Raw genomic sequence first — 19,271 nt, forward strand, 5'->3', positions numbered from 1 at the left:
ACCCGTCGGCATCGATGCACGGTGCGCACAGGTTTCGCTCTCAACGAAATCCGCACTCCCACCCGTCTCCCACCCTCACCCTTCCACCGTGGTGCTTCGCGCCGCTCCTACCAATCTCTACGCAGCAGTAACCATCCGGAACGGGTGATCATCCGTCCCGGACCCGGGCCCCGCGTCCCGCCCACCGTCAACAAGTGCGAAGATGGGTTCTCGGCAGGACAGGGCCCCCACCACAGGGCCGAAAACAAAAGCGGCCGAACACCAGCCGACCGGCCGGTCATCCCCCAGCGACGGGGCCCGGCGTACGGCGCACATGCATGGAGGACGTGACGTGGCGAACGACGCCAGCACCGTTTTCGACCTAGTGATCCTCGGCGGTGGTAGCGGCGGTTACGCCGCGGCCCTGCGCGGAGCGCAGCTGGGCCTGGACGTCGCTCTGATCGAGAAGGGCAAGGTCGGCGGCACCTGCCTGCACAACGGCTGCATCCCGACGAAGGCGCTGCTGCACGCCGGCGAGGTCGCCGACCAGGCACGCGAGGCCGACCAGTTCGGTGTCAAGGCCACCTTCGAGGGCATCGACATCGAGGCCGTCCACAAGTACAAGGACGACGTGATCTCGGGCCTGTACAAGGGTCTGCAGGGTCTCATCGCCTCGCGCAAGGTCACCTACATCGAGGGTGAGGGACGGCTCTCCTCCCCCACCTCGGTGGACGTGAACGGCCAGCGTGTCCAGGGCCGCCACGTGCTCCTGGCGACCGGCTCCGTGCCGAAGTCGCTGCCGGGCCTGGAGATCGACGGCAACCGGATCATCTCCTCGGACCACGCGCTGAAGCTGGACCGCGTCCCGAAGTCCGCGATCGTCCTGGGCGGCGGCGTCATCGGCGTCGAGTTCGCCTCGGCGTGGACGTCCTTCGGTACCGACGTCACGATCATCGAGGGCCTGAAGCACCTCGTTCCGGTCGAGGACGAGAACAGCTCGAAGCTTCTTGAGCGCGCTTTCCGCAAGCGCGGCATCAAGTTCAACCTCGGTACGTTCTTCCAGAGCGCCGAGTACACGCAGGACGGTGTCCGCGTGACCCTCGCCGACGGCAAGACGTTCGAGGCGGAGGTGCTGCTGGTCGCGATCGGCCGTGGCCCGGTCTCGCAGGGTCTGGGCTATGAGGAGGCCGGCGTCGCGATGGACCGCGGCTACGTCCTCGTCGACGAGTACATGCAGACCAACGTTCCGACCATCTCGGCCGTGGGCGACCTGGCCCCGACGCTGCAGCTCGCGCACGTCGGCTTCGCCGAGGGCATCCTGGTGGCGGAGCGGCTGGCCGGTCTGAAGACCGTCCCGATCGACTACGACGGTGTCCCCCGGGTGACGTACTGCCACCCCGAGGTCGCTTCCGTGGGCATCACCGAGGCCAAGGCCAAGGAGCTCTACGGCGCGGACAAGGTCGTCGCTCTGAAGTACAACCTCGCGGGCAACGGCAAGAGCAAGATCCTCAAGACCGCGGGCGAGATCAAGCTCGTCCAGGTCAAGGACGGTGCCGTGGTCGGCGTCCACATGGTCGGTGACCGTATGGGCGAGCAGGTCGGCGAAGCCCAGCTGATCTACAACTGGGAGGCGCTGCCGGCCGAGGTCGCGCAGCTCATCCACGCCCACCCGACGCAGAGCGAAGCGCTCGGCGAGGCCCACCTGGCCCTGGCCGGCAAGCCCCTCCACTCCCACGACTGATCCAGTCCCGGGCGCGACGACCGACCTACTTCCGCACTTTCGTAAGGAGCAACTGAAACCATGTCGGTTTCCGTAACCCTTCCGGCGCTCGGTGAGAGCGTCACCGAGGGCACTGTCACCCGCTGGCTGAAGGCCGAGGGCGAGCGCGTCGAGGCCGACGAGCCGCTGCTCGAGGTCTCGACCGACAAGGTCGACACCGAGATCCCGGCGCCCGCCGCCGGCATCCTCGCGTCCATCAAGGTCGCCGAGGACGAGACCGTCGAGGTCGGCGCCGAGCTGGCCGTCATCGACGACGGCACGGGTGCGGCCGTCCCGGCCGCGGCTCCGGCCGCCGAGCCCGTGGCCGCTCCGGCGCCGGTCGCGGCGGCCCCCGCCGCCCCGGCCCCCGTGGCTGCGGCCCCCGTGGCCGCGGCTCCGGCTGCTGCCGTGGCCGGTACGGACGTCACCCTCCCGGCGCTCGGCGAGAGCGTCACCGAGGGCACCGTCACCCGCTGGCTGAAGGAGGTCGGCGAGCAGGTCACGGAGGACGAGCCGCTGCTCGAGGTCTCTACGGACAAGGTCGACACCGAGATCCCCGCCCCGGTCTCCGGTGTGCTGCTGGAGATCGTGGTCGCCGAGGACGAGACCGCCGAGGTCGGCGCGAAGCTCGCCGTCATCGGTGCCGCGGGTGCCGCCCCGGCGGCTGCCCCGGCTCCGGCCGCTCCGGCCCCCGTGGCCGCTCCGGCTCCGGCTCCGGCTCCGGCTCCGGCTGCCCCGGCCCCGGTCGCCGCAGCCCCCGCCCCGGTGGCCGCTCCGGCCCCGGTGGCGCCCGCCGCCCCGGCGCCCGTGGCCGCCCCGGCCCCGGCTCCGGTCGCTGCTCCGGCTCCGGTCACCCCGGTGGCTCCGGCTCCCGCCGCCGTCGACGACGGCGCGTACGTCACGCCGCTGGTCCGCAAGCTCGCCGCCGAGAACGGTGTCGACCTCGCTGCGGTCAAGGGCACCGGCGTCGGTGGCCGTATCCGCAAGCAGGACGTCGTCGCCGCCGCGGAGGCCGCCAAGGCCGCCGCTGCCGCTCCGGCCCCGGTCGCGGCCGCCCCGGCAGCCGCGAAGGCGCCGAAGCTGGAGGCGTCCCCGCTGCGCGGTCAGACGGTCAAGATGACCCGCATGCGCAAGGTCATCGGCGACAACATGATGAAGGCGCTGCACTCGCAGGCCCAGCTGACCTCGGTCGTCGAGGTCGACATCACGAAGCTGATGAAGCTGCGCAACCAGGCGAAGGCCGCCTTTGCCGCCCGTGAGGGCGTCAAGCTGTCCCCGATGCCGTTCTTCGTGAAGGCGGCGGCCCAGGCGCTGAAGGCCCACCCGGTCATCAACGCCCGGATCAACGAGGACGAGGGCACCATCACGTACTTCGACTCGGAGAACATCGGCATCGCCGTGGACGCCGAGAAGGGTCTGATGACGCCGGTCATCAAGGGTGCGGGCGACCTGAACATCGCCGGTATCTCGAAGAAGACCGCCGAGCTGGCCGGCAAGGCCCGCGGCGGCGGCCTGACCCCGGACGACATGTCCGGTGCCACCTTCACCATCAGCAACACCGGCTCGCGCGGTGCGCTGTTCGACACCGTGATCGTGCCGCCGAACCAGGCCGCCATCCTGGGCATCGGTGCCACCGTCAAGCGTCCGGCGGTCATCGAGACCGCCGAGGGCACCGTCATCGGTGTCCGCGACATGACGTACCTCTCGCTCTCCTACGACCACCGTCTGGTGGACGGTGCGGACGCCGCCCGTTACCTGACTGCGGTCAAGGCGATCCTGGAGGCCGGCGAGTTCGAGGTCGAGCTCGGCCTCTGAGCACCACGGTTGTAACCAGCCTCACCAGCGGCGCCCCCGTCCGGAACCCTTCCGGGCGGGGGCGCCGCCGTATTGTCTTTAGACACCACCGGTTGCCTCGCCCGCACCGGTCGGATCGGCAGCACCGGTTTCCCCGAAGGAGCCCTCATGACCCCGCCCGTCGTCCACTCGCTGCGCGAACAGATCCGCGAGCACATCGTGGACGGGATCGTCAGCGGGCGCTGGAAGCCGGGCGAGCGGATCGTGGAGCGCCGGATCGCCACCGAGCTGGAGGTCAGTCAGACGCCCGTACGCGAGGCGCTGCGGGAGCTGGAGACCCTCCGGCTGATCGAGTCGGCGCCCAACAAGGGCGTACGGGTCCGGAATCTGACCGCCGCCGACCTGGAGGAGTCCTACCCGGTACGGGCCGGTCTGGAGCAGATCGCGGCGGAGCTGGCGGCTCCGGCGCTCGGCGAGGACTGCTCGCGGCTGTCGCCGCATGTGGCGGCGCTGTACGAGGCCGACCGGCTGGCCGACGGCGAGGCACAGGTGCGGCACACGGTGGCGTTCCACCGGGAGTTGGTGAAGGCCGCCGGGAACGCCGTACTGCTGCACACCTGGGAGGGTCTGGGCATCGAGGTGTTCACGGCGCTCTCGATCCGGTGGCTGGGGACGGTCCAGAAGTCGTACGCGGAGGAGCACGAGGCGCTCATCGACGCGTTCCTGCGCAAGGACCCGGACATCGGTGCGCTGGTGAAGGCGCATGTCCTGGGATGCGCGCCGCGCGCCTGAGGCAGGTACGCAGATGCGTGACCGGGCGCTCAGTCGTACAGATGAGCGCCCGGATTCATCCTATTTCTGACGTCACTCCGTGCCGTGAAACAGGGCACCGGATGCCAATTTCTTCATATCGAGAAGTTTTGCCCTTCATCCTTTGATCGATCATCGATCAGCGTTTTACAGTTCACTCCGCGGGCCCACCGGCCCCATCGCCCTGTCCTGCCAGTCAGGGCCTTTCTCCACCCCCCTCCTCTCCGGAAGGCGGCGATCATGACCGACCCCGTAGGAAAGCTTCCGAGCGAGCTCGACCAGCTCCCGGACCGTGACCCGGAGGAGACCGCCGAATGGGCGGCCTCCCTCGATGCCGTCACCAAGGCCGCGGGCCCGCACCGCGCCGCGTACCTGATGCGCCGCTCGCTGCAGCACGCCGAGGGCGCCGGTCTCGCGCTGCCCAAGCTGCTGGAGACCGATTACGTCAACTCCATCCCGACCGCCGCCGAGCCCGCGTTCGACGGCGACCTGGAGATGGAGTCCAGGATCACCGCGTGGAACCGCTGGAACGCGGCCGCGATGGTCACCCGGGGCTCCCGGTTCGGCGTCGGCGGCCACATCGCCACCTTCGCCTCGGCAGCCTGGCTGTACGAGACAGGCTTCAACCACTTCTTCCGCGGCAAGGAGGGGGACGGCTCCGGCGACCAGCTCTACATCCAGGGCCACGCCTCCCCCGGCATCTACGCCCGCGCCTTCCTCGACGGCCGGCTCAGCGAGCAGCAGCTCGACAACTTCCGCCAGGAGTCGGGCGGCGACGGTCTGCCGTCCTACCCGCACCCGCGGCGGCTGCCCTGGCTGTGGGAGTTCCCCACCGTGTCGATGGGCCTCGGCCCGCTCTCGGCCATCTACCAGGCGCGCTTCAACCGCTATCTGGCCAACCGCAACATCAAGGACACATCGAACTCGCACGTCTGGGCCTTCCTGGGCGACGGCGAGATGGACGAGCCCGAGTCGACCGCCGCCCTCGCCCTCGCGGCCCGTGAGCGGCTCGACAACCTGACCTTCGTCATCAACTGCAACCTGCAGCGCCTCGACGGTCCGGTCCGCGCCAACTTCCGCGTGGTCCAGGAACTCGAGGGCGCGTTCCGCGGGGCCGGCTGGAACGTCATCAAGACGCTCTGGGGCAACGCCTGGGACGAGCTGTTCCAGCTGGACACCACCGGTGCGCTGGTCCGCCGGCTCCGGGAGGTCCCGGACGCCCAGTTCCAGACGTACGCCACCCGCGACGTCGCGTACATCCGCGAGCACTTCTTCGGCGCCGAACCGGCCCTCGCCGAGCTGGCTAAGCTGCTCACCGACGCGAAGATCGCCGAGTGCTTCTACACCTCCCGCGGCGGCCACGAGGCCCGCAAGGTGTACGCGGCGTACCGGGCGGCCGTCGAGCACAAGGGCGCGCCGACCGTGATCCTCGCGCAGACGGTGAAGGGCTACACGCTCGGCAAGGGCTTCGAGTCCAAGAACGCCAACCACCAGATGAAGAAGCTGTCGATCGACGAGTTCAAGGGCATGCGCGAGCTGCTCGGACTCCCGATCCCGGACAGCGCCTTCGCGGACGGGCTGGTGCCCTACGGCCACCCCGGCGCCGACTCCCCCGAGGTCCGCTACCTCCAGGAACGCCGTGCGGCCCTGGGCGGTCCCGCGCCGGCCCGCCGGGTGCACGCGGTGGCGCTGCCGGAGCCCGAGGAGCGGGCGTTCGCCGCGCTGAAGAAGGGGTCCGGCAAGCAGGAGATGGCCACCACGATGGCCTTCGTGCGCCTGGCCAAGGATCTGATGCGGGACAAGGAGACCGGCAAGCGCTGGGTACCGATCGTCCCGGACGAGGCCCGCACCTTCGGTATGGAGTCGCTGTTCCCGTCGGCCGGTATCTACTCGCCGCTGGGCCAGACGTACGACCCGGTCGACCGCGACCAGCTGATGTACTACAAGGAGGCCAAGGACGGCCAGATCCTCAACGAGGGGATCACCGAGGCCGGGGCCATGGCCGACTTCATCGCCGCGTCGACGTCGTACGCGACGCACGGCGAGACGATGATCCCCTTCTACATCTTCTACTCGATGTTCGGCTGGCAGCGGACCGGCGACCAGATGTGGCAGCTCGCCGACCAGCTCGGCAAGGGCTTCATCGTCGGCGCCACCGCGGGCCGGACCACCCTGACCGGTGAGGGGCTCCAGCACGCGGACGGCCACTCGCACCTGATCGCGGCCACGAACCCGGCGTCGCTCAACTACGACCCGGCGTTCGCGTACGAGATCGCGGTCATCGTCAAGGACGGTCTGCGGAGGATGTACGGCCCCGAGGCCGAGAACGTCTTCTACTACCTGACGGTCTACAACGAGCCGAAGCCGCAGCCCGCGATGCCGGAAGGCGTCGAGGAGGGCATCGTCAAGGGCCTCTACCGCTTCAAGGAGGGCACGCCCGCCACAGCGGACGCGCCGCGCCTGCAGCTGCTGGCCTCCGGCACGGCGATCCACTGGGCCCTGGAGGCCCAGGAACTGCTCGCCGCGGACTGGGGTGTCACGGCCGATGTCTGGTCCGCCACGTCCTGGGGCGAGCTGCGCCGCGAGGCGCTGGAGTGCGACGAGGCGCTGCTCCACGGCGAGCAGCGGGTGCCGTACGTGACCCAGGCGCTGGAAGGCGCACCGGGCCCGGTCCTCGCGGTCAGCGACTGGATGCGGCAGGTGCCGGACCAGATCAGCCAGTGGGTGGAGCAGGACTGGTCCTCGCTCGGCACGGACGGCTTCGGTCTGTCCGACACGCGTGACGCGGCCCGCCGCCACTTCGGGGTCGACGCGCAGTCGATCACGGTCGCGGCGCTGGCCCAGCTGGCGCGGCGCGGCGAGGTGACCGCGTCCGCGGTCAAGGAGGCCCGGGAGAAGTACGGACTGTGAGGTGAGGGCAGCCGGGTACGCCCGGCTGCCGTGCCGCCCTCCGTCCCCGGGCGGGCTCGGTCTTCGAGCCTGTCCGGAGACGGAGGGCGTCTTTGCTACGGGACAGCCCTGGGGGAGGCCGTAACGGCCTCCCGGCCATGGAGGGCACGGCAGACTTGCCCCCATGCGTGCTGCCCGGCTCATCAAGATGGTGCTGCTCCTCCAGTCCCGGTCCGCCATGACCGCCGCCGAGCTCGCCCGGGAGCTGGAGGTGTCCGAACGGACCGTCGCCCGCGACGCCCAGGCACTCTCCGAGGCGGGGGTTCCCGTGTACGCGGACCGGGGCCGGGCCGGCGGGTACCGGCTCGCCGGCGGGTACCGGACCGGGCTCACCGGGCTGGCCCGTAGCGAGGCCGAGGCGCTCTTCCTCTCCGGGCTGCCGTCCGCGCTGCGCGAGATGGGGCTCCAGGACGCCGCGTCCGCGGCCCGGCTCAAGGTGTCCGCCGCGCTGCTGCCCTCGCTGCGGGACGCCTCCGACACCGCCGCCCGGCGCTTCCATCTGGATGCACCCGGCTGGTACCAGGAGCCCGTCACGCCCGAGTTGCTGCCCGCCGTCGCGGAGGCCGTCTGGGACGACCGGATGGTCAGCGCCCGCTACCGGCGCGGCGGTGCGGGCGGTGAGGTCGAGCGGGAGCTGGCGCCGTACGGACTCGTCCTCAAGGCCGGGGTCTGGTACGTGTGCGCCCGCGCCGGGACGGATTTCCGGGTGTACCGGATCGACCGCTTCACCGCCGTGGCCGTGTCGGACGAACGGTTCGTACGCGACGACGACTTCGATCTGCCGGGCTTCTGGGACGAGCAGGCCGCGCGGTTCGCCCGCTCGATCCTGCGGACCGAGGTGACGGTACGGGTGTCGGAGGCGGGGGTAGGCCGACTGCCGCACACCATGGACCGTTCGGCGGTCCAGGACGCACTGGACGCGGCCGGGCCGCCCGGCACCGACGGGTGGCGCACCGTCACCCTGCCCGTGGAGTCCCTGGATGTCGCGTACGACCAGCTGCTGTCCCTGGGACCGGAGTTGGAGGTCCTCGAACCGCCCGCGTTGCGGAACCGTTTCGCCGCTGCCGCCGAACGGCTGAGCGTCCTCTATCGCTGAAGGCCCCTTTTCGGTGTCTCCGCGTGCATCGCCTGCCACCAAGGCCGATGCTTGACCCGTGATGGACGAGACGGAGTTCTGGGAGATCATCGACAGCACCCGCGAGGCCGCCGAGGGCGACCCCGAGGACCATGCCGACCTGCTCGTCGACCGGCTGGTGCAGCTCGATCCGGAATCCGTGCTGGACTTCGCCCGGCACTTCGAGGCCCGCTACAACCGCGCGTACCACTGGGACCTGTGGGGCGCCGCCGCCGTGCTGCTCGGCGGCGCGAGCGACGACGCCTTCGACTTCTTCCGGTGCTGGCTGATCGGCCAGGGGCGGGAGGTCTTCGAGGGGGCGGTGCACGATCCGGACAGCCTCGCCGAACTGCTCGACGAGTTCGACGAGGAGATCGACGGGGACGCCGAGGATCTCGGCTATGCGGCCGACGAGGCGTACGAACAGCTCACCGGCGTCGTCACGCCGGACCTCGGCCTTCCGCCGCAGGCCGCCGAGCCGCAGGGCGTCCCCGTCCGCTTCGAGGACGACACGGCGCTGGCCGCACGCTTTCCCCTGCTCTGGGAGCGATTCGGCTCCGGCTGAGCCGCCCCGCCCCCGCTGTGGGCACCGGGTTCAGAAGTGGGTGCCACCGTCGACGCGGATCTCCGTACCCGTGATGAACGCACCGTCCTCGGAGCCGAGCATCGCGACGACGCCCGCCACCGTGTCGGGGCCGGCGAAGCCCTTGCCCAGCGCCGGGGCCAGCTTCATGAAGAGCGACATGTCCGCGTCGGCCGGCAGCCCGGGGCCGTTGCCGCTGGTCATGTCGGAGGAGATCGACCCGGGTGCGACGGCGACGACGCGCAGACCCTGCTTGCTGTACTCGCTCGCCAGCGCGTGCGTCATCGACTGGATGCCGCCCTTGCTCGCCGCGTACGCCGACATATAGGGGTGCGCGAAGCTCGCCGAGGTCGACGAGAAGTTCACGACGACCGGCTTGTCGCCCGCCAGCAGTGCCGGTATCGCCTCACGGATCATCAGGAACGTGCCGGTGAGGTTGACCGCGAGGATCCTGTTGAAGAACTCCAGCGACGTCTTGTGCGTGTGCTCCGAGCGCAGGACGCCCGCCGCGTTGACCAGTACGTCGAGGCCGCCGAGCGCGGCCACGGCGTCAGCGACACCGGCCCGGACCGCGGCCTCGTCCGAGATGTCGAGGACCGCGGTGGTGAGCCGCTCCGCGGTGCCGCCCGCCACAGCGGTGTCGTACGTGGCCTTCAGCCCGGCCTCGTTGACATCGGCGGCGACGACCAGGCCGCCCTCGGCGAGTACGCGGTGGACAGTGGCCTGCCCGATGCCGGAGCCACCGCCGGTGATGAGTACGCGGCGGCCTTCGTAGCGGTTCATGTGTTCACTCCTGGTTCCGAGTCCCTCGACGACTCTCCTGATTCACATGCACCGTACGCCTGGATGGCATGTTTTGCCACAATGACATTCTGCGCACCTACTTTGGGACGAAGAGGTCGTGGGTTCAAATCCGCTTCACCACCTGACGTGACGGATAGATCACGGAGCGTTGTGGAGCGTGCGCGGCGCTGCGACGCCCTGGTTTCTGTCCAGAGAGGACCAAGATGGCTGAGAACACGATCGCGACGAAGCTGGACAAGCTCTTCGACGCGACCGACACGAATGCGGACGGCTACGTGGAGTGGGCCGACTACCAGCGCGTCGTCGACCGGCTCCTGTCCGGCTTCAAGGTCGACAAGGGCAGCCTCGAAGGCCAGGCGCTGATTGTCACCTACCAGATGTTCTGGGCGGAGGTGCGGCGGCATGCGAACGGCCAGGAGCGGCTGTCCAAGGACGCGTTCGTCGCGGCTGTGAACAGCGTGATGGTGGACACCAGTCGGTTCAACCTGATCGAAGGCGTGCCTCACGCCATTTTCGACGTCATCGACACCGACGACGACGGCGGGATCTCCCACAGCGAGTGGCAGCAGCTCGCCACCGTGCTGGGGATCTCCGCTCCCGAGGTAAAGGAGCGCTTCGTCGCCCTCGACCGTGACGGCGACGGGTCCATCAGCCGCCAGGAACTCCTCCGTTCCTGGCGGGAGTTCTTCTACGGCGAGGACTCGTACACGACCGGCGGCCTGATCCTGGGCGTCCTGTAGTCGCACCACCTGCAACACGCGCAACACCGGAGCGCCGTGGCCGGCCGAACCAGCCCCGGCGCTTCGCCATCAGCCGACAGCGGCGTCACTGCGGAAGGCACGAGCGGCGACACCAAGGTGCAGCGCCATCAGCCGACGACGGCTGCGCGTGCACGAAGAAGGTCGTTGAGGATCCGTACCGGTGAGGTGGGCCGTGCAGGGAGCGCCGGTGTCCGGCGTTCAGGAACCCTCGGAGCTGTTCGTTCTCTCCGGCCTTGGGGCCGACTCCGGTGTCGATCTCGTCGAAGACGATCGTGGGCCGCGCATTCATCCCGGACACCGCGCGGAAGAGGGCGGACGCGTTGACCGCGACCATCGGATACGAGGCCAGCGTTTCCACGATCTCCAGCGCCCTGCTCCTGCCACTGGCCAGTTCCGGGGAGGGGAACGCGAGCCTCGGTGTGGCGTCGAAGCAGTCGAGCAGGTAAGCGTGCGCGTCCCACAACTTCAGAGCCACGTAGGTGGCTTCGAGCGGGAAGACGTTGAACCGGCTCAGAACTTCCAGCCTGCGCCTACGACTTCAAACCGCACGACACACCCCACGCCACGCACTGAGCTGGTGTGCGGTCCCGCTTTGGGAGCCATTGCGGAGCCGACTTCGAGGTCCGGCTCCCAGGCAGCTCCCGACGGGTAGCGCACCCTGGAAGATGCGCCCGCTACGGGTTGTGCCGACGTGACCACAGACGGCACGACGATCGTCATGCGCCCTGGTCTCCGTTAAACGACCGCCGGCTTGCGCTCCTCACCCGCACCGGGGAAGGCTCCGCCCCGTCACCTCAGACAGCCCCGAGCTCGCCCATACGGCCCACGCGCTCACAGGGCGGGGCCTGATCGCGATGCCCAAGCAGGGTGGGAAGTGGCAGGGGGAGATCACTGCGGCCGGACGCTTCTGAAGCGCGGCCGTCATCCGAGCCGGCCGGAGCCGACTTCACGGACGCAGCGGTCGACGGCTTCCGGGCCAAAGGCACGACCAGCCTCTCCACCGCAGAAGCAAGCCGCGGCCTCCTCCAAGACGGAGCCGGCGCCTCAGCGCTCCGCTCAGCAGGCGATGTCGAGGGTGACGGTCGCGCCTGATGCGGTGTTCTCGGCATGGGCGGTGCCGTCGTGCGAGGCGGTGACCGCGGCGACCAGAGCCAGACCGAGTCCGGTGCCGGGGGTGGTGCGGCTGGTCTCGGCCCGGGAGAAGCGGTCGAAGGCACGCGGGAGGAAGTCGGGCGGGAAGCCGGGGCCTTCGTCGGTGACCGTCAGCCGCAGACGCCCGCCGTGGGTCTCGGCGCGCAGCCGGATCGCACCGGCGCCGTGGCGCAGGGCGTTGTCCAGCAAGGTGCCGATGGCTGGTTCGAGCCAGCGCGGGTCGACCCGCACCGTGGCGTCGCCGTGCTCAACGGTGAGGGTGCGTTCCTCGCGTGCGGCGGCCGTCCGGTAGCGGGCGCAGGCGTCGTCGAGGAGGCGCCCGAGGCCGATGGCGCTGCGCTGCACGCCTTCACCGCTGTCGAGCTGTTCCAGATCAAGGAGAGCGTTGGCCAGGCTGACCAGTCGACCGACCTCGGTGTCGACGGAACGCAGCGTGTCGGTCAACTCCTCGGCGTTGCGCGGCCGGTGCAGCGCCACGTCGAGTTCAGCCCGCATCAGGGTGAGCGGCGTGCGCAGCTCGTGGCTGGCGTCCGCGATGAACTGGTGCTCGCGAGCGGCGGAGGCGTCCAGCCGGTCGAGCATGCGGTTGAGGGTGTGGCCGAGCCGGGTGATCTCGTCGTCGCGGTCCGTGGGCACCTCCAGGCGCAGGTCCTGGGCCCCGCCCGTGCTGTCGGCGAGAGCGGCGGCGCCACTGCGGTAGCGCTCGACGGGGCGCAGCGCGGCGCGGGCGGTGCGGTAGCCGACGTACGAGGCGGCCAGCAGCGTCAGCCCGGATGTCAGGCCCAGCTGGGCCAGGAGCTCGCGCAGCGCCTCGTCACGATGGCCCCGCCGGACCGCGGCGACCACGATGCGCGGCTGCCCGCCGGCGGTGACCCGCCTGGCCTGCAGTCGCAGCGTGTCCGAGGTGATGGGCAGCAGGGAGCCGACATCGCGGCGGACGGTGGCACCGTCAGCGACGGCGGCGCGTTCCGCGGGCGTGAGCAGCTGCTGACCGCGCAGGGCGTCGCTGGAGTGCAGCACCCGGCCCTCGGCGTCGAGGACCTGATGGAGACTGCCATCGGGGCCGGGCGGCAGTACGTCACCGGCGCGCACGGCCCGGTCCAGGCTCTGCTGGTACGTGGCCAGGTCCCCGTCCAATTGACGGTCCAGGGCGGTTTCGACGCGCCAGTAGACCAGGCCCGCGGTGCCCGCCAGAACGAGGGACATGGTGACGGCGACGGCCAGCACCAGTCGTGCGACCACCGGCAGGCGCCGCAAACGCGCCGACAGTCGACCGGGCCGTGTCACGGGGCGGTCTCCAAGCGGTAACCCCGGCCGCGCAGCGTCGTGATCGTGGTGCGGTCGAAGGCCCGGTCGACCTTGGCGCGCACCTTGGAGACGTGGACGTCTATGGCGTTGCTGCGCAGATCGGTCTCGCCGTCCCAGACCTCGTCGAAGAGCTGCAGCCGCGAGACGACCCGGCCCGCGTTTTCCATCAGCACGTGCAGCACGGCGAACTCCCGGCGTGGCAGGTCGAGTTCGCAGTCGCCCCGCCAGGCCCGCTGCTGCTCCGGATCCAGCACGAGGTCGCCGACCTGGAGGCGTCCCGACGGGTCGGGGCAGCGCCGGGAGATCGCGCGCAGCCGGGCGAGCAGCTCTTCCATGGCGAAGGGTTTGACGACGTAGTCGTCGGCCCCGGCGTCGAGGCCGGCGACCCGCTCGCTGACGGCGCCGCGTGCGGTGAGCAGGATCACCGGGACGTCGATGCCCTCGCCGCGCAGGGTGCGGCACACCTTGAGCCCGTCCATCCCGGGGAGCATCACGTCCAGGACCACCGCGTCCAGGCGGGGATCGCGGGCGGCGGCCAGGCCGGAGGGCCCGTCGTAGCGGCCCTCGGCAGTGTGCCCGGACTCGCCGAGGTAGCGGACGACCAGATCGGTCAGGCGGGTCTCGTCGTCGACGACCAGGTAGTGCATGGCGGCCAGGCTAACCGGAACCGCAGATGCCCGACCGCGAGGACCCGGCCCGGCCGGCCGAGAAGGCTTCATGGTCTGTTCATGCGCCATCCCTAGCGTTCTTCACGTCGCAGCGCATCGCGGACCGGGGCCGGTCCGCCTCCTGGTGCGCCGCGGGGGAAGGAACTGCCATGCACACAGCGATATCGGTGCTCGCCGCGAAGGCCATCACCGACCACATCGCCCCCGGGGACCTGATCACGCGCGGCGGCCTCGACGTCGTCGCCCTGCTGATCCTGGTCGGCTGGCTCTACCGGCGCCGCCCCAGCGCACCGGAGATGCCGCTCGTGCTGACCGCGCTGAACATCGGCCTGTTCGCCGCGATGGGCGCGATCGGCGGGGGCAAGTTCCCGGCCGGGGTCGGCTTCGGCCTGTTCGGCATCCTCTCCCTGGTCCGGCTGCGCAGCGCGGCGTTCACCCTACGCGATGTCGCCTACACCTTCGCAGCCCTGGTCATCGCTCTCGTCACCGGGCTGCCGCAGCGCCAGAGCTGGCTCGTCCTCGCCCTGAACGTCCTCGTGCTCGTGGCGGTGCTGGTCGTCGACGACCCCAGGACGTACAACCCGACCCGGGTCGTCAAGCTCACCCTCGACCGGATCTACCCCGACCCCGGTCTCATCGCCCAGGACGTAGCATTCCGCTTCGGCCAGGCCCCCCTGTCCGTCGTGGTCGACGAGGTCGACTACGTACGCGAGACCACCCGGGTCTCCGCCCGCTACCCCACCCAGCCGGACGAGCCACCGGCCGCCACGGAGACCGGCCTTCCCACCGCGCGCGAGAGCGCGGCAGCGTCATGACGGCCCCGGCCTCCTTCGCCACCGCGCTCGGACTCCCGGGGTTGCGTGGCGCGACGCTCACCGAGGTCGACGCGGCAGCCGCACTCCAGCACCGCACCGACCGCAAGTACCTGCTCCCGCTCGAGGCTGCACGCCTCTTCGTCGACCGGCTCGCCGACAGCCACCGGGTCCTCGACCTCGCCGGACGGCGTACGACCAGCTACCTCAGCACGTACTTCGACACCCCGCAGCTCGGCGCCTGGCGCGCCCACATCCAGCGGCGCCGCCACCGCTGGAAGGTCCGCACGCGCCTGTACGCGGAGGACGGACTGTGCCGGGCGGAGGTGAAGACCAAGGACGGCCGCGGCGCCACGGTCAAGCACGCACTCACGATCCCGGCCCCCGCATACGGCCGACTCGACGCACCGGCCGCGGAGTTCGTCGACGACGTACTGCGACAGGCCGGGATCCCCGTCCGGGCCTCCGCCCTGTCCCCCGCCACCGAGATCCGGTACGTCCGCGCCGCCCTCGCCGACCTCCACCACGGCACCCGCGTCACCCTCGACGGCATCCTCACCTGCCACCACGGCGACCGCACCGCCGGCCTCGACCCCGGTCACGTCCTCGTCGAGACCAAGGGCGGCCTACGGCCCGCACCTGCCGACCGGCTGCTGCTGCGCCTCGGCGCCCGGCCCGTTTCCCTCAGCAAGTACATCGTCGGCCAGTCCCTGCTCACCCCCGGTCTGCCCGACAACGACGTACGCCACCTCGCCCGCACCCACTTCCGGACCGACCGGCAACCGGTGACGGCACCGCACCTCGAAAGGACCCACGCCGCATGAACGTCCTGCGCAGCATCAAGTGGCCGTACGCCGTCATCGCGATCGTCGCCGTCGCGGCCGCCGCCTTCGGCCTGCTGCAACCGCAGATGATCGGGGCAACAGCCTCCGCGTTCACCTCCGCCAAACACAAGAAGCCCGGAGCGACCGCCCTCATCAAGCAGAACCCGCCGCCGGCCCTCTTCACCGACACGGAGATCGCCCCGCTCGGCAAGCAGGTCGCGGCCCAGCACACCAAGGCGGACAAACTCTTCGCCCAGTGGAAGGCCCAACACGGCACCACCCGCGACGACAAGGCGTTCGCCGCCTGGGCCGCCCGGCAGATCCCCGCGCCGCCCTCCGCGCAGACCCGTACCGCCGAACTCCACCAGGTCCAGCAACTCGCCAAGACCCGTACCGCCGCCAGGAAGAAGGCCGCCACCTGGCTGGAGACCTACGGCAAGAAGGACATCTGGAAGCTCTACCTCCACGACCAGCGCGAACTGATCTCCGCCGCCCAGGGCGCCGCGGAGAAGGCACAGCTCAAGGCCGCCCTGAAGATGGCCAAGACCGTCAGCGACCAGGTGGCCGCCAAGGACAAGCAGCCCGCGCCGTTCGTCCTGGACCCCTCCCTGCGCCCCGACAAGCACCTCAAGGCCGGTGCCAAGGGCCCCTACTCCTACCCCTCCCGGCACGCCGCACGCTCTGCCGCCGCGGTCACCCTGCTCAGCGCCCTCGCCCCGCACCGCACCACGGACTACGAGTGGATGCAGGACGAAGTCGTCTACTCCCGCGTCTACATGGCCGGTCACGTCCCCAGCGACATCCTCGCCGGAACCCTGCTCGGAGACCTCATCGGCGACTACGAGCTGGCGGTCGGCGCACGCTGACACCGTGCCCCCTGGGCCGCGGCGGGGGTGACCCGGCCGCCGTCACCTTCTCCAACCTCTTCTGGGAGCCGTCTGGGAGCCGATCTGCTCCCCCAAGCCCTCCCCACACCACGCGAGAACCATCGAGCCCAACACCCTGACCTGCGTAAATACCGAACAGGCAGGTATCGATCTCGACCGATCCTCATTCGGGACGAAGAGGTCGCGGGTTCAAATCCCGCCACCCCGACAGCTCAGGTCAGGGGCCTGATCCACTCGGTGGATCAGGCCCCTGAGTGGTTTCCGGAGATCATTTGGGAGAAATCTGGGAGAAGATCTTGAACGGCTTCTCCCAACAGGCTGTGGCCAGTTAGGCCTGGCAGGCGCATCGTCGGCAGCACCGCTCGTGCACATCCGTAAAGTGGCTCCCCCGTCGGCGGCCGTCGAGCACGAGTGTCACAGCCGGCCGTTGCGGCGGAAGCGGTGGATGGCGGTGCACGCGATCGTGATGACGGCGAGAAGGAGCGGGCAGCCGAAGAGCCGGCGCAGTTCGGGCGCACATAAGGCTGGAGTCGGCTGCTGTGGTCCTCACACGCAGAGTCGGTACGGCAGCATGCACACCACCACGTCGGTGCGGGCCCTCAGGACGGTGGCGAGCAGGAGACCGCGCTGGTTCTGGAGGATCTCGTAGCGGCGGTGGAGGGGTTCGACCTCGGGGATGGGGACGGCGATCTGCCGCCCGTCCTGAGCAGCACGCTGCACATAGTCGACGATCGGCTGCACGAGGGAGTGGTGCGGGCTGTCGATGATGTCGAGCCGTACGCCCGGGTTCCAGCGCTCCCACGCGTCCTGGAGGGCCTGCGTCTTGGCGGGGTCGGCCTGGACGGCGACCGCGACGACCTCGTCACCCAGGGCGAGGGCGGCGCTGACTGCGTGCCGGGCGAGCTTGCTGACCTCGCCCAGGGGGACGATCACCAGACTCGCGGTGCGGCGGTCCGGTGGCTCCGGAATCCGGCCCAGTTCGAGTTCGTCGCCCACGGCCGTGTAGTAGCGCTGGATGCGGGCGAACAGCAGCATGAGCAGCGGGACTGCGATCACGACAACCCAGGCGCCCTCCAGGAACTTCGTGGTGAGCAGGATGAGGCCGGCGAGGGTGGTGAGCAGGGCCCCGGTGCCGTTGATCAGCGCGCGGCGCTTCCATCCCGCCGGTTTCTGGGTCGCCCAGTGCCGGACGAGGCCGGCTTGGCTGAGGGTGAAGCCGATGAACACGCCGATCGCGAAGAGGGGGATCAGCCGGTGGGTGTCGGCGTCGACCGCGATGAGCAGCACCGCTGCCAGCAGGGCCAGCGCCGTGACGCCGCAGCGGTATACGGGCCGCTCGGCGCGCAGCCCGAAGAGGTGGGGCAGACGGTGGTCGCGGGCGAGCAGGCTCATGAGCACCGGCAGTCCGCCGAAGCTGGTGTTCGCGGCGAGCAGCAGCACCAGGGCGACGATCAGGCTGGTGGCGTAGTACGCCATCGGGGCCCCTCATCACGGCAGGGCGGACAGTCGGCAACAGTGTCCTTCGCCGTAGCTGAGTACGCCCGACCTGGGAACGCGTCCCGGCGGGCCTCTCCTTCCACGAGCGGCCCCAGCGAGAGGGCCGGCAGGAAGCCGAGCAGCGCCAGGACGAGGGCGGCTCCGGTGGCCACGGCGACAAAATGGATACCGCGGGCCTGGAGGATTCCGATCGTGACGACGCCGGGCAGGTCGCCTCGGCGGGGTATGGCACGTCTACAAGCACCGCTGACGAAACGCCAGCACTCACAAGGACCCACCACCCGCGAGCCCACGGGGCAGGCACCTATGGCAGGGCGGGTTTCGGCCACCCGGTCTCCTTGTGGTCCTCCTCCCTCATGGACTTGTCACGTCGTCCCGCCCACGACTGGGAGACCAACAAGGCCACCGCGATCAGCGCGACGACAAGGGTGAGGATCACCTGAGTGGAGGTCAGGAGGTCGATGAATCCGCCGTCCTGGTCGGGCTGGATGACGTGGGTTGTCGTCCAGGGCGTGGTTGTGCAGCTCGACGATGTCGATGCCGCCGGAGCGCAGGGCCTTGGTGACCTTCTGGACCTCGTCGGCGGTCATGGCGAAGTCGCCGTTGACGGCGGCCTTGCCACCTCCTGTGGGCTGGAAGTTGGTCGCCGTGGTCACCCCCATCGCCGGCGGCACCACCTTGCCGTGCATGGTGACGGCCCCCTTCCGAGCGAAGGTGAACTTGTAGATCCCGCCGTCGTTCGTGCCCTTGACGCCCATGGCCTTGTCGATCGCCGCAGTGTGCCGGCGACCGGGACGGTGAGCGCAGCTGCCGCGAACGGGGCGATCAAATGCGGTGCACTCGGCCGCAATTCGCCCCCGGTCCTGTAGACACAGCCTAGTAGGGCTTTGTTAGGTTCTGTGGTGGGGTTCGGGTGTCGGGGCAGGTTGGCCGCATATGGAGCAGGCGCCGGTCCAGGTGGCCAGGAGGGCCTGGAGTTCGCGGAGGACCGCGTAGAGGGTCAGGCCGGCGCAGGGGCTTTTGGGTCGAGTCTGAGCAGGGTGCAGAAGGCCTGGGCGAGGGAGGCGAGGGTGACGTGGCGGTGCCAGCCGAGGTAGTTGCGGCCCTCGAAGTGGTCCAGGCCGAGACCGTCCTTGAGCTCGCGGTAGTCGTGCTCAACTCGCCATCGGATCTTGGCAATTCGTACCAGCTCGCGCAGTGGGGTGTCGGCGGGCAGTGTCGAGAGCCAGTAGTCGGTTGGCTCGGCGGAGTCGGGCGGCCACTCGACGAGCAGCCAGCATTCGGGCAGGGAGCCGTCGGCGGCGCGGCGGATGGATCGATTGGCCGGGCGGACCCGCAGGGGCAGGAATTTCGAGCGCATCTCGGCGTTTGGGTTGTGCTTGGTGGCCTTGCTGCCCTGGCGCCAGGTGACGGTGCGGGTGGCTGCTTGTCCGGCGGCCAGGGCCAGCGCGCGCAGGGTGGTGTGCGGCTGCGGATAGGCGGACACGGGAGGGCGGCCCTGCCCGGAATACGGCGGGCGCTCGGGCGTGGCGTCGCCCGGGTGCGCGGTCGTGGAGGCCTTGACCGCGAC

At 70.1% G+C, this 19,271-nt stretch carries 16 protein-coding genes and 1 pseudogene; 10 read left to right on the forward strand and 7 right to left on the reverse strand.

What is annotated here, in order from left to right; translation table 11 throughout:
• Positions 1–331 precede the first annotated feature (331 nt).
• From lpdA to ACGFSA_RS29680, 6 genes are all read left to right on the forward strand, one after another.
• Positions 332–1,720 (forward strand): dihydrolipoyl dehydrogenase, encoded by a 1,389-nt coding sequence (gene lpdA, locus ACGFSA_RS29655; RefSeq protein ID WP_393309126.1) that lies wholly within the window; start codon positions 332–334, stop codon positions 1,718–1,720.
• A 60-nt stretch (positions 1,721–1,780) separates the two neighbouring features.
• The gene (gene sucB / locus ACGFSA_RS29660; RefSeq protein WP_393309127.1) at positions 1,781–3,553 is read left to right on the forward strand and encodes a 2-oxoglutarate dehydrogenase, E2 component, dihydrolipoamide succinyltransferase; all 1,773 of its coding nucleotides are present in this window, start codon (positions 1,781–1,783) and stop codon (positions 3,551–3,553) included.
• A gap of 147 nt (positions 3,554–3,700) precedes the next feature.
• Positions 3,701–4,324 (forward strand): GntR family transcriptional regulator, encoded by a 624-nt coding sequence (locus ACGFSA_RS29665; protein ID WP_366689827.1) that lies wholly within the window; start codon positions 3,701–3,703, stop codon positions 4,322–4,324.
• 258 nt (positions 4,325–4,582) lie between these two features.
• Positions 4,583–7,252, forward strand: coding sequence for a pyruvate dehydrogenase (acetyl-transferring), homodimeric type (aceE, locus tag ACGFSA_RS29670; RefSeq protein ID WP_393309128.1), 2,670 nt, complete (start codon positions 4,583–4,585; stop codon positions 7,250–7,252).
• Positions 7,253–7,415: 163 nt separating this feature from the next.
• A complete protein-coding gene (locus tag ACGFSA_RS29675) occupies positions 7,416–8,387 on the forward strand; it encodes a helix-turn-helix transcriptional regulator (RefSeq protein WP_393309129.1) in 972 nt (323 codons plus the stop codon).
• 61 nt (positions 8,388–8,448) lie between these two features.
• The gene (locus tag ACGFSA_RS29680) at positions 8,449–8,970 is read left to right on the forward strand and encodes a DUF4240 domain-containing protein (protein WP_393309139.1); all 522 of its coding nucleotides are present in this window, start codon (positions 8,449–8,451) and stop codon (positions 8,968–8,970) included.
• 30 nt (positions 8,971–9,000) lie between these two features.
• Here the strand turns inward: ACGFSA_RS29680 and ACGFSA_RS29685 are convergent, their stop codons facing one another.
• Positions 9,001–9,771 (reverse strand): SDR family NAD(P)-dependent oxidoreductase, encoded by a 771-nt coding sequence (locus ACGFSA_RS29685; RefSeq protein WP_393309130.1) that lies wholly within the window; start codon positions 9,769–9,771, stop codon positions 9,001–9,003.
• Positions 9,772–9,995: 224 nt separating this feature from the next.
• On the opposite strand from ACGFSA_RS29685, the gene ACGFSA_RS29690 reads away from it, so the two are divergent.
• Entirely contained in the window at positions 9,996–10,532 is a 537-nt protein-coding gene (locus ACGFSA_RS29690) for an EF-hand domain-containing protein (RefSeq protein ID WP_393309131.1), read from the forward strand.
• A gap of 199 nt (positions 10,533–10,731) precedes the next feature.
• Here the strand turns inward: ACGFSA_RS29690 and ACGFSA_RS29695 are convergent.
• The 3 genes and pseudogenes from ACGFSA_RS29695 to ACGFSA_RS29705 all read right to left on the reverse strand — a co-directional run.
• Positions 10,732–11,076, reverse strand: a pseudogene (locus ACGFSA_RS29695) (DNA primase); the annotation flags it as partial.
• A 533-nt stretch (positions 11,077–11,609) separates the two neighbouring features.
• Complete coding sequence (locus tag ACGFSA_RS29700) at positions 11,610–12,947, reverse strand: ATP-binding protein (RefSeq protein WP_393309132.1); 1,338 nt, start codon at positions 12,945–12,947, stop codon at positions 11,610–11,612.
• A gap of 41 nt (positions 12,948–12,988) precedes the next feature.
• Entirely contained in the window at positions 12,989–13,660 is a 672-nt protein-coding gene (locus ACGFSA_RS29705) for a response regulator transcription factor (protein WP_393309133.1), read from the reverse strand.
• 170 nt (positions 13,661–13,830) lie between these two features.
• On the opposite strand from ACGFSA_RS29705, the gene ACGFSA_RS29710 reads away from it, so the two are divergent.
• The 3 genes from ACGFSA_RS29710 to ACGFSA_RS29720 are packed head-to-tail and all read left to right on the forward strand — an operon-like array spanning position 13,831 to position 16,183.
• Entirely contained in the window at positions 13,831–14,496 is a 666-nt protein-coding gene (locus ACGFSA_RS29710) for a DUF4956 domain-containing protein (RefSeq protein WP_393309134.1), read from the forward strand.
• Complete coding sequence (locus tag ACGFSA_RS29715; protein WP_393309135.1) at positions 14,493–15,317, forward strand: polyphosphate polymerase domain-containing protein; 825 nt, start codon at positions 14,493–14,495, stop codon at positions 15,315–15,317. The genes ACGFSA_RS29710 and ACGFSA_RS29715 overlap by 4 nt, the downstream gene beginning before the upstream one ends.
• Positions 15,314–16,183 carry a phosphatase PAP2 family protein gene (locus ACGFSA_RS29720; RefSeq protein ID WP_393309136.1) on the forward strand — a complete coding sequence of 290 codons (870 nt, stop codon included), beginning with the start codon at positions 15,314–15,316 and terminating at the stop codon, positions 16,181–16,183. Before ACGFSA_RS29715 ends, ACGFSA_RS29720 begins: the two co-directional genes overlap by 4 nt.
• A 567-nt stretch (positions 16,184–16,750) precedes the next feature.
• Here ACGFSA_RS29720 and ACGFSA_RS29725 read toward each other — a convergent pair.
• The 3 genes from ACGFSA_RS29725 to ACGFSA_RS29735 all read right to left on the reverse strand — a co-directional run.
• A complete protein-coding gene (locus ACGFSA_RS29725) occupies positions 16,751–17,680 on the reverse strand; it encodes a hypothetical protein (RefSeq protein WP_393309137.1) in 930 nt (309 codons plus the stop codon).
• A 386-nt stretch (positions 17,681–18,066) separates the two neighbouring features.
• Positions 18,067–18,576: a DUF1259 domain-containing protein gene (locus ACGFSA_RS29730; RefSeq protein WP_393309140.1), complete on the reverse strand. Its 510-nt coding sequence runs from the start codon at positions 18,574–18,576 to the stop codon at positions 18,067–18,069.
• A gap of 125 nt (positions 18,577–18,701) precedes the next feature.
• Positions 18,702–19,271, reverse strand: a 570-nt coding sequence (locus ACGFSA_RS29735; RefSeq protein ID WP_393309138.1) for a transposase, incomplete at its 5' end; no start/stop codon positions are given.

Origin of the sequence: Streptomyces sp. NPDC048496, from assembly GCF_043200055.1 — a bacterium.
GTDB lineage: Bacteria > Actinomycetota > Actinomycetes > Streptomycetales > Streptomycetaceae > Streptomyces.

What these genes read in the sequence shown, in the direction of transcription:
- ACGFSA_RS29665 (WP_366689827.1), top strand. Translation starts at nt 3,701, where the DNA reads ATGACCCCGCCCGTCGTCCACTCGCTGCGCGAACAGATCCGCGAGCAC.
- ACGFSA_RS29725 (WP_393309137.1), bottom strand. Translation starts at nt 17,680, where the DNA reads ATGGCGTACTACGCCACCAGCCTGATCGTCGCCCTGGTGCTGCTGCTC.
- ACGFSA_RS29705 (WP_393309133.1), bottom strand. Translation starts at nt 13,660, where the DNA reads ATGCACTACCTGGTCGTCGACGACGAGACCCGCCTGACCGATCTGGTC.
- ACGFSA_RS29720 (WP_393309136.1), top strand. Translation starts at nt 15,314, where the DNA reads ATGAACGTCCTGCGCAGCATCAAGTGGCCGTACGCCGTCATCGCGATC.
- ACGFSA_RS29680 (WP_393309139.1), top strand. Translation starts at nt 8,449, where the DNA reads ATGGACGAGACGGAGTTCTGGGAGATCATCGACAGCACCCGCGAGGCC.
- ACGFSA_RS29710 (WP_393309134.1), top strand. Translation starts at nt 13,831, where the DNA reads ATGCACACAGCGATATCGGTGCTCGCCGCGAAGGCCATCACCGACCAC.
- ACGFSA_RS29690 (WP_393309131.1), top strand. Translation starts at nt 9,996, where the DNA reads ATGGCTGAGAACACGATCGCGACGAAGCTGGACAAGCTCTTCGACGCG.
- ACGFSA_RS29715 (WP_393309135.1), top strand. Translation starts at nt 14,493, where the DNA reads ATGACGGCCCCGGCCTCCTTCGCCACCGCGCTCGGACTCCCGGGGTTG.
- ACGFSA_RS29685 (WP_393309130.1), bottom strand. Translation starts at nt 9,771, where the DNA reads ATGAACCGCTACGAAGGCCGCCGCGTACTCATCACCGGCGGTGGCTCC.
- ACGFSA_RS29675 (WP_393309129.1), top strand. Translation starts at nt 7,416, where the DNA reads ATGCGTGCTGCCCGGCTCATCAAGATGGTGCTGCTCCTCCAGTCCCGG.
- aceE (WP_393309128.1), top strand. Translation starts at nt 4,583, where the DNA reads ATGACCGACCCCGTAGGAAAGCTTCCGAGCGAGCTCGACCAGCTCCCG.
- sucB (WP_393309127.1), top strand. Translation starts at nt 1,781, where the DNA reads ATGTCGGTTTCCGTAACCCTTCCGGCGCTCGGTGAGAGCGTCACCGAG.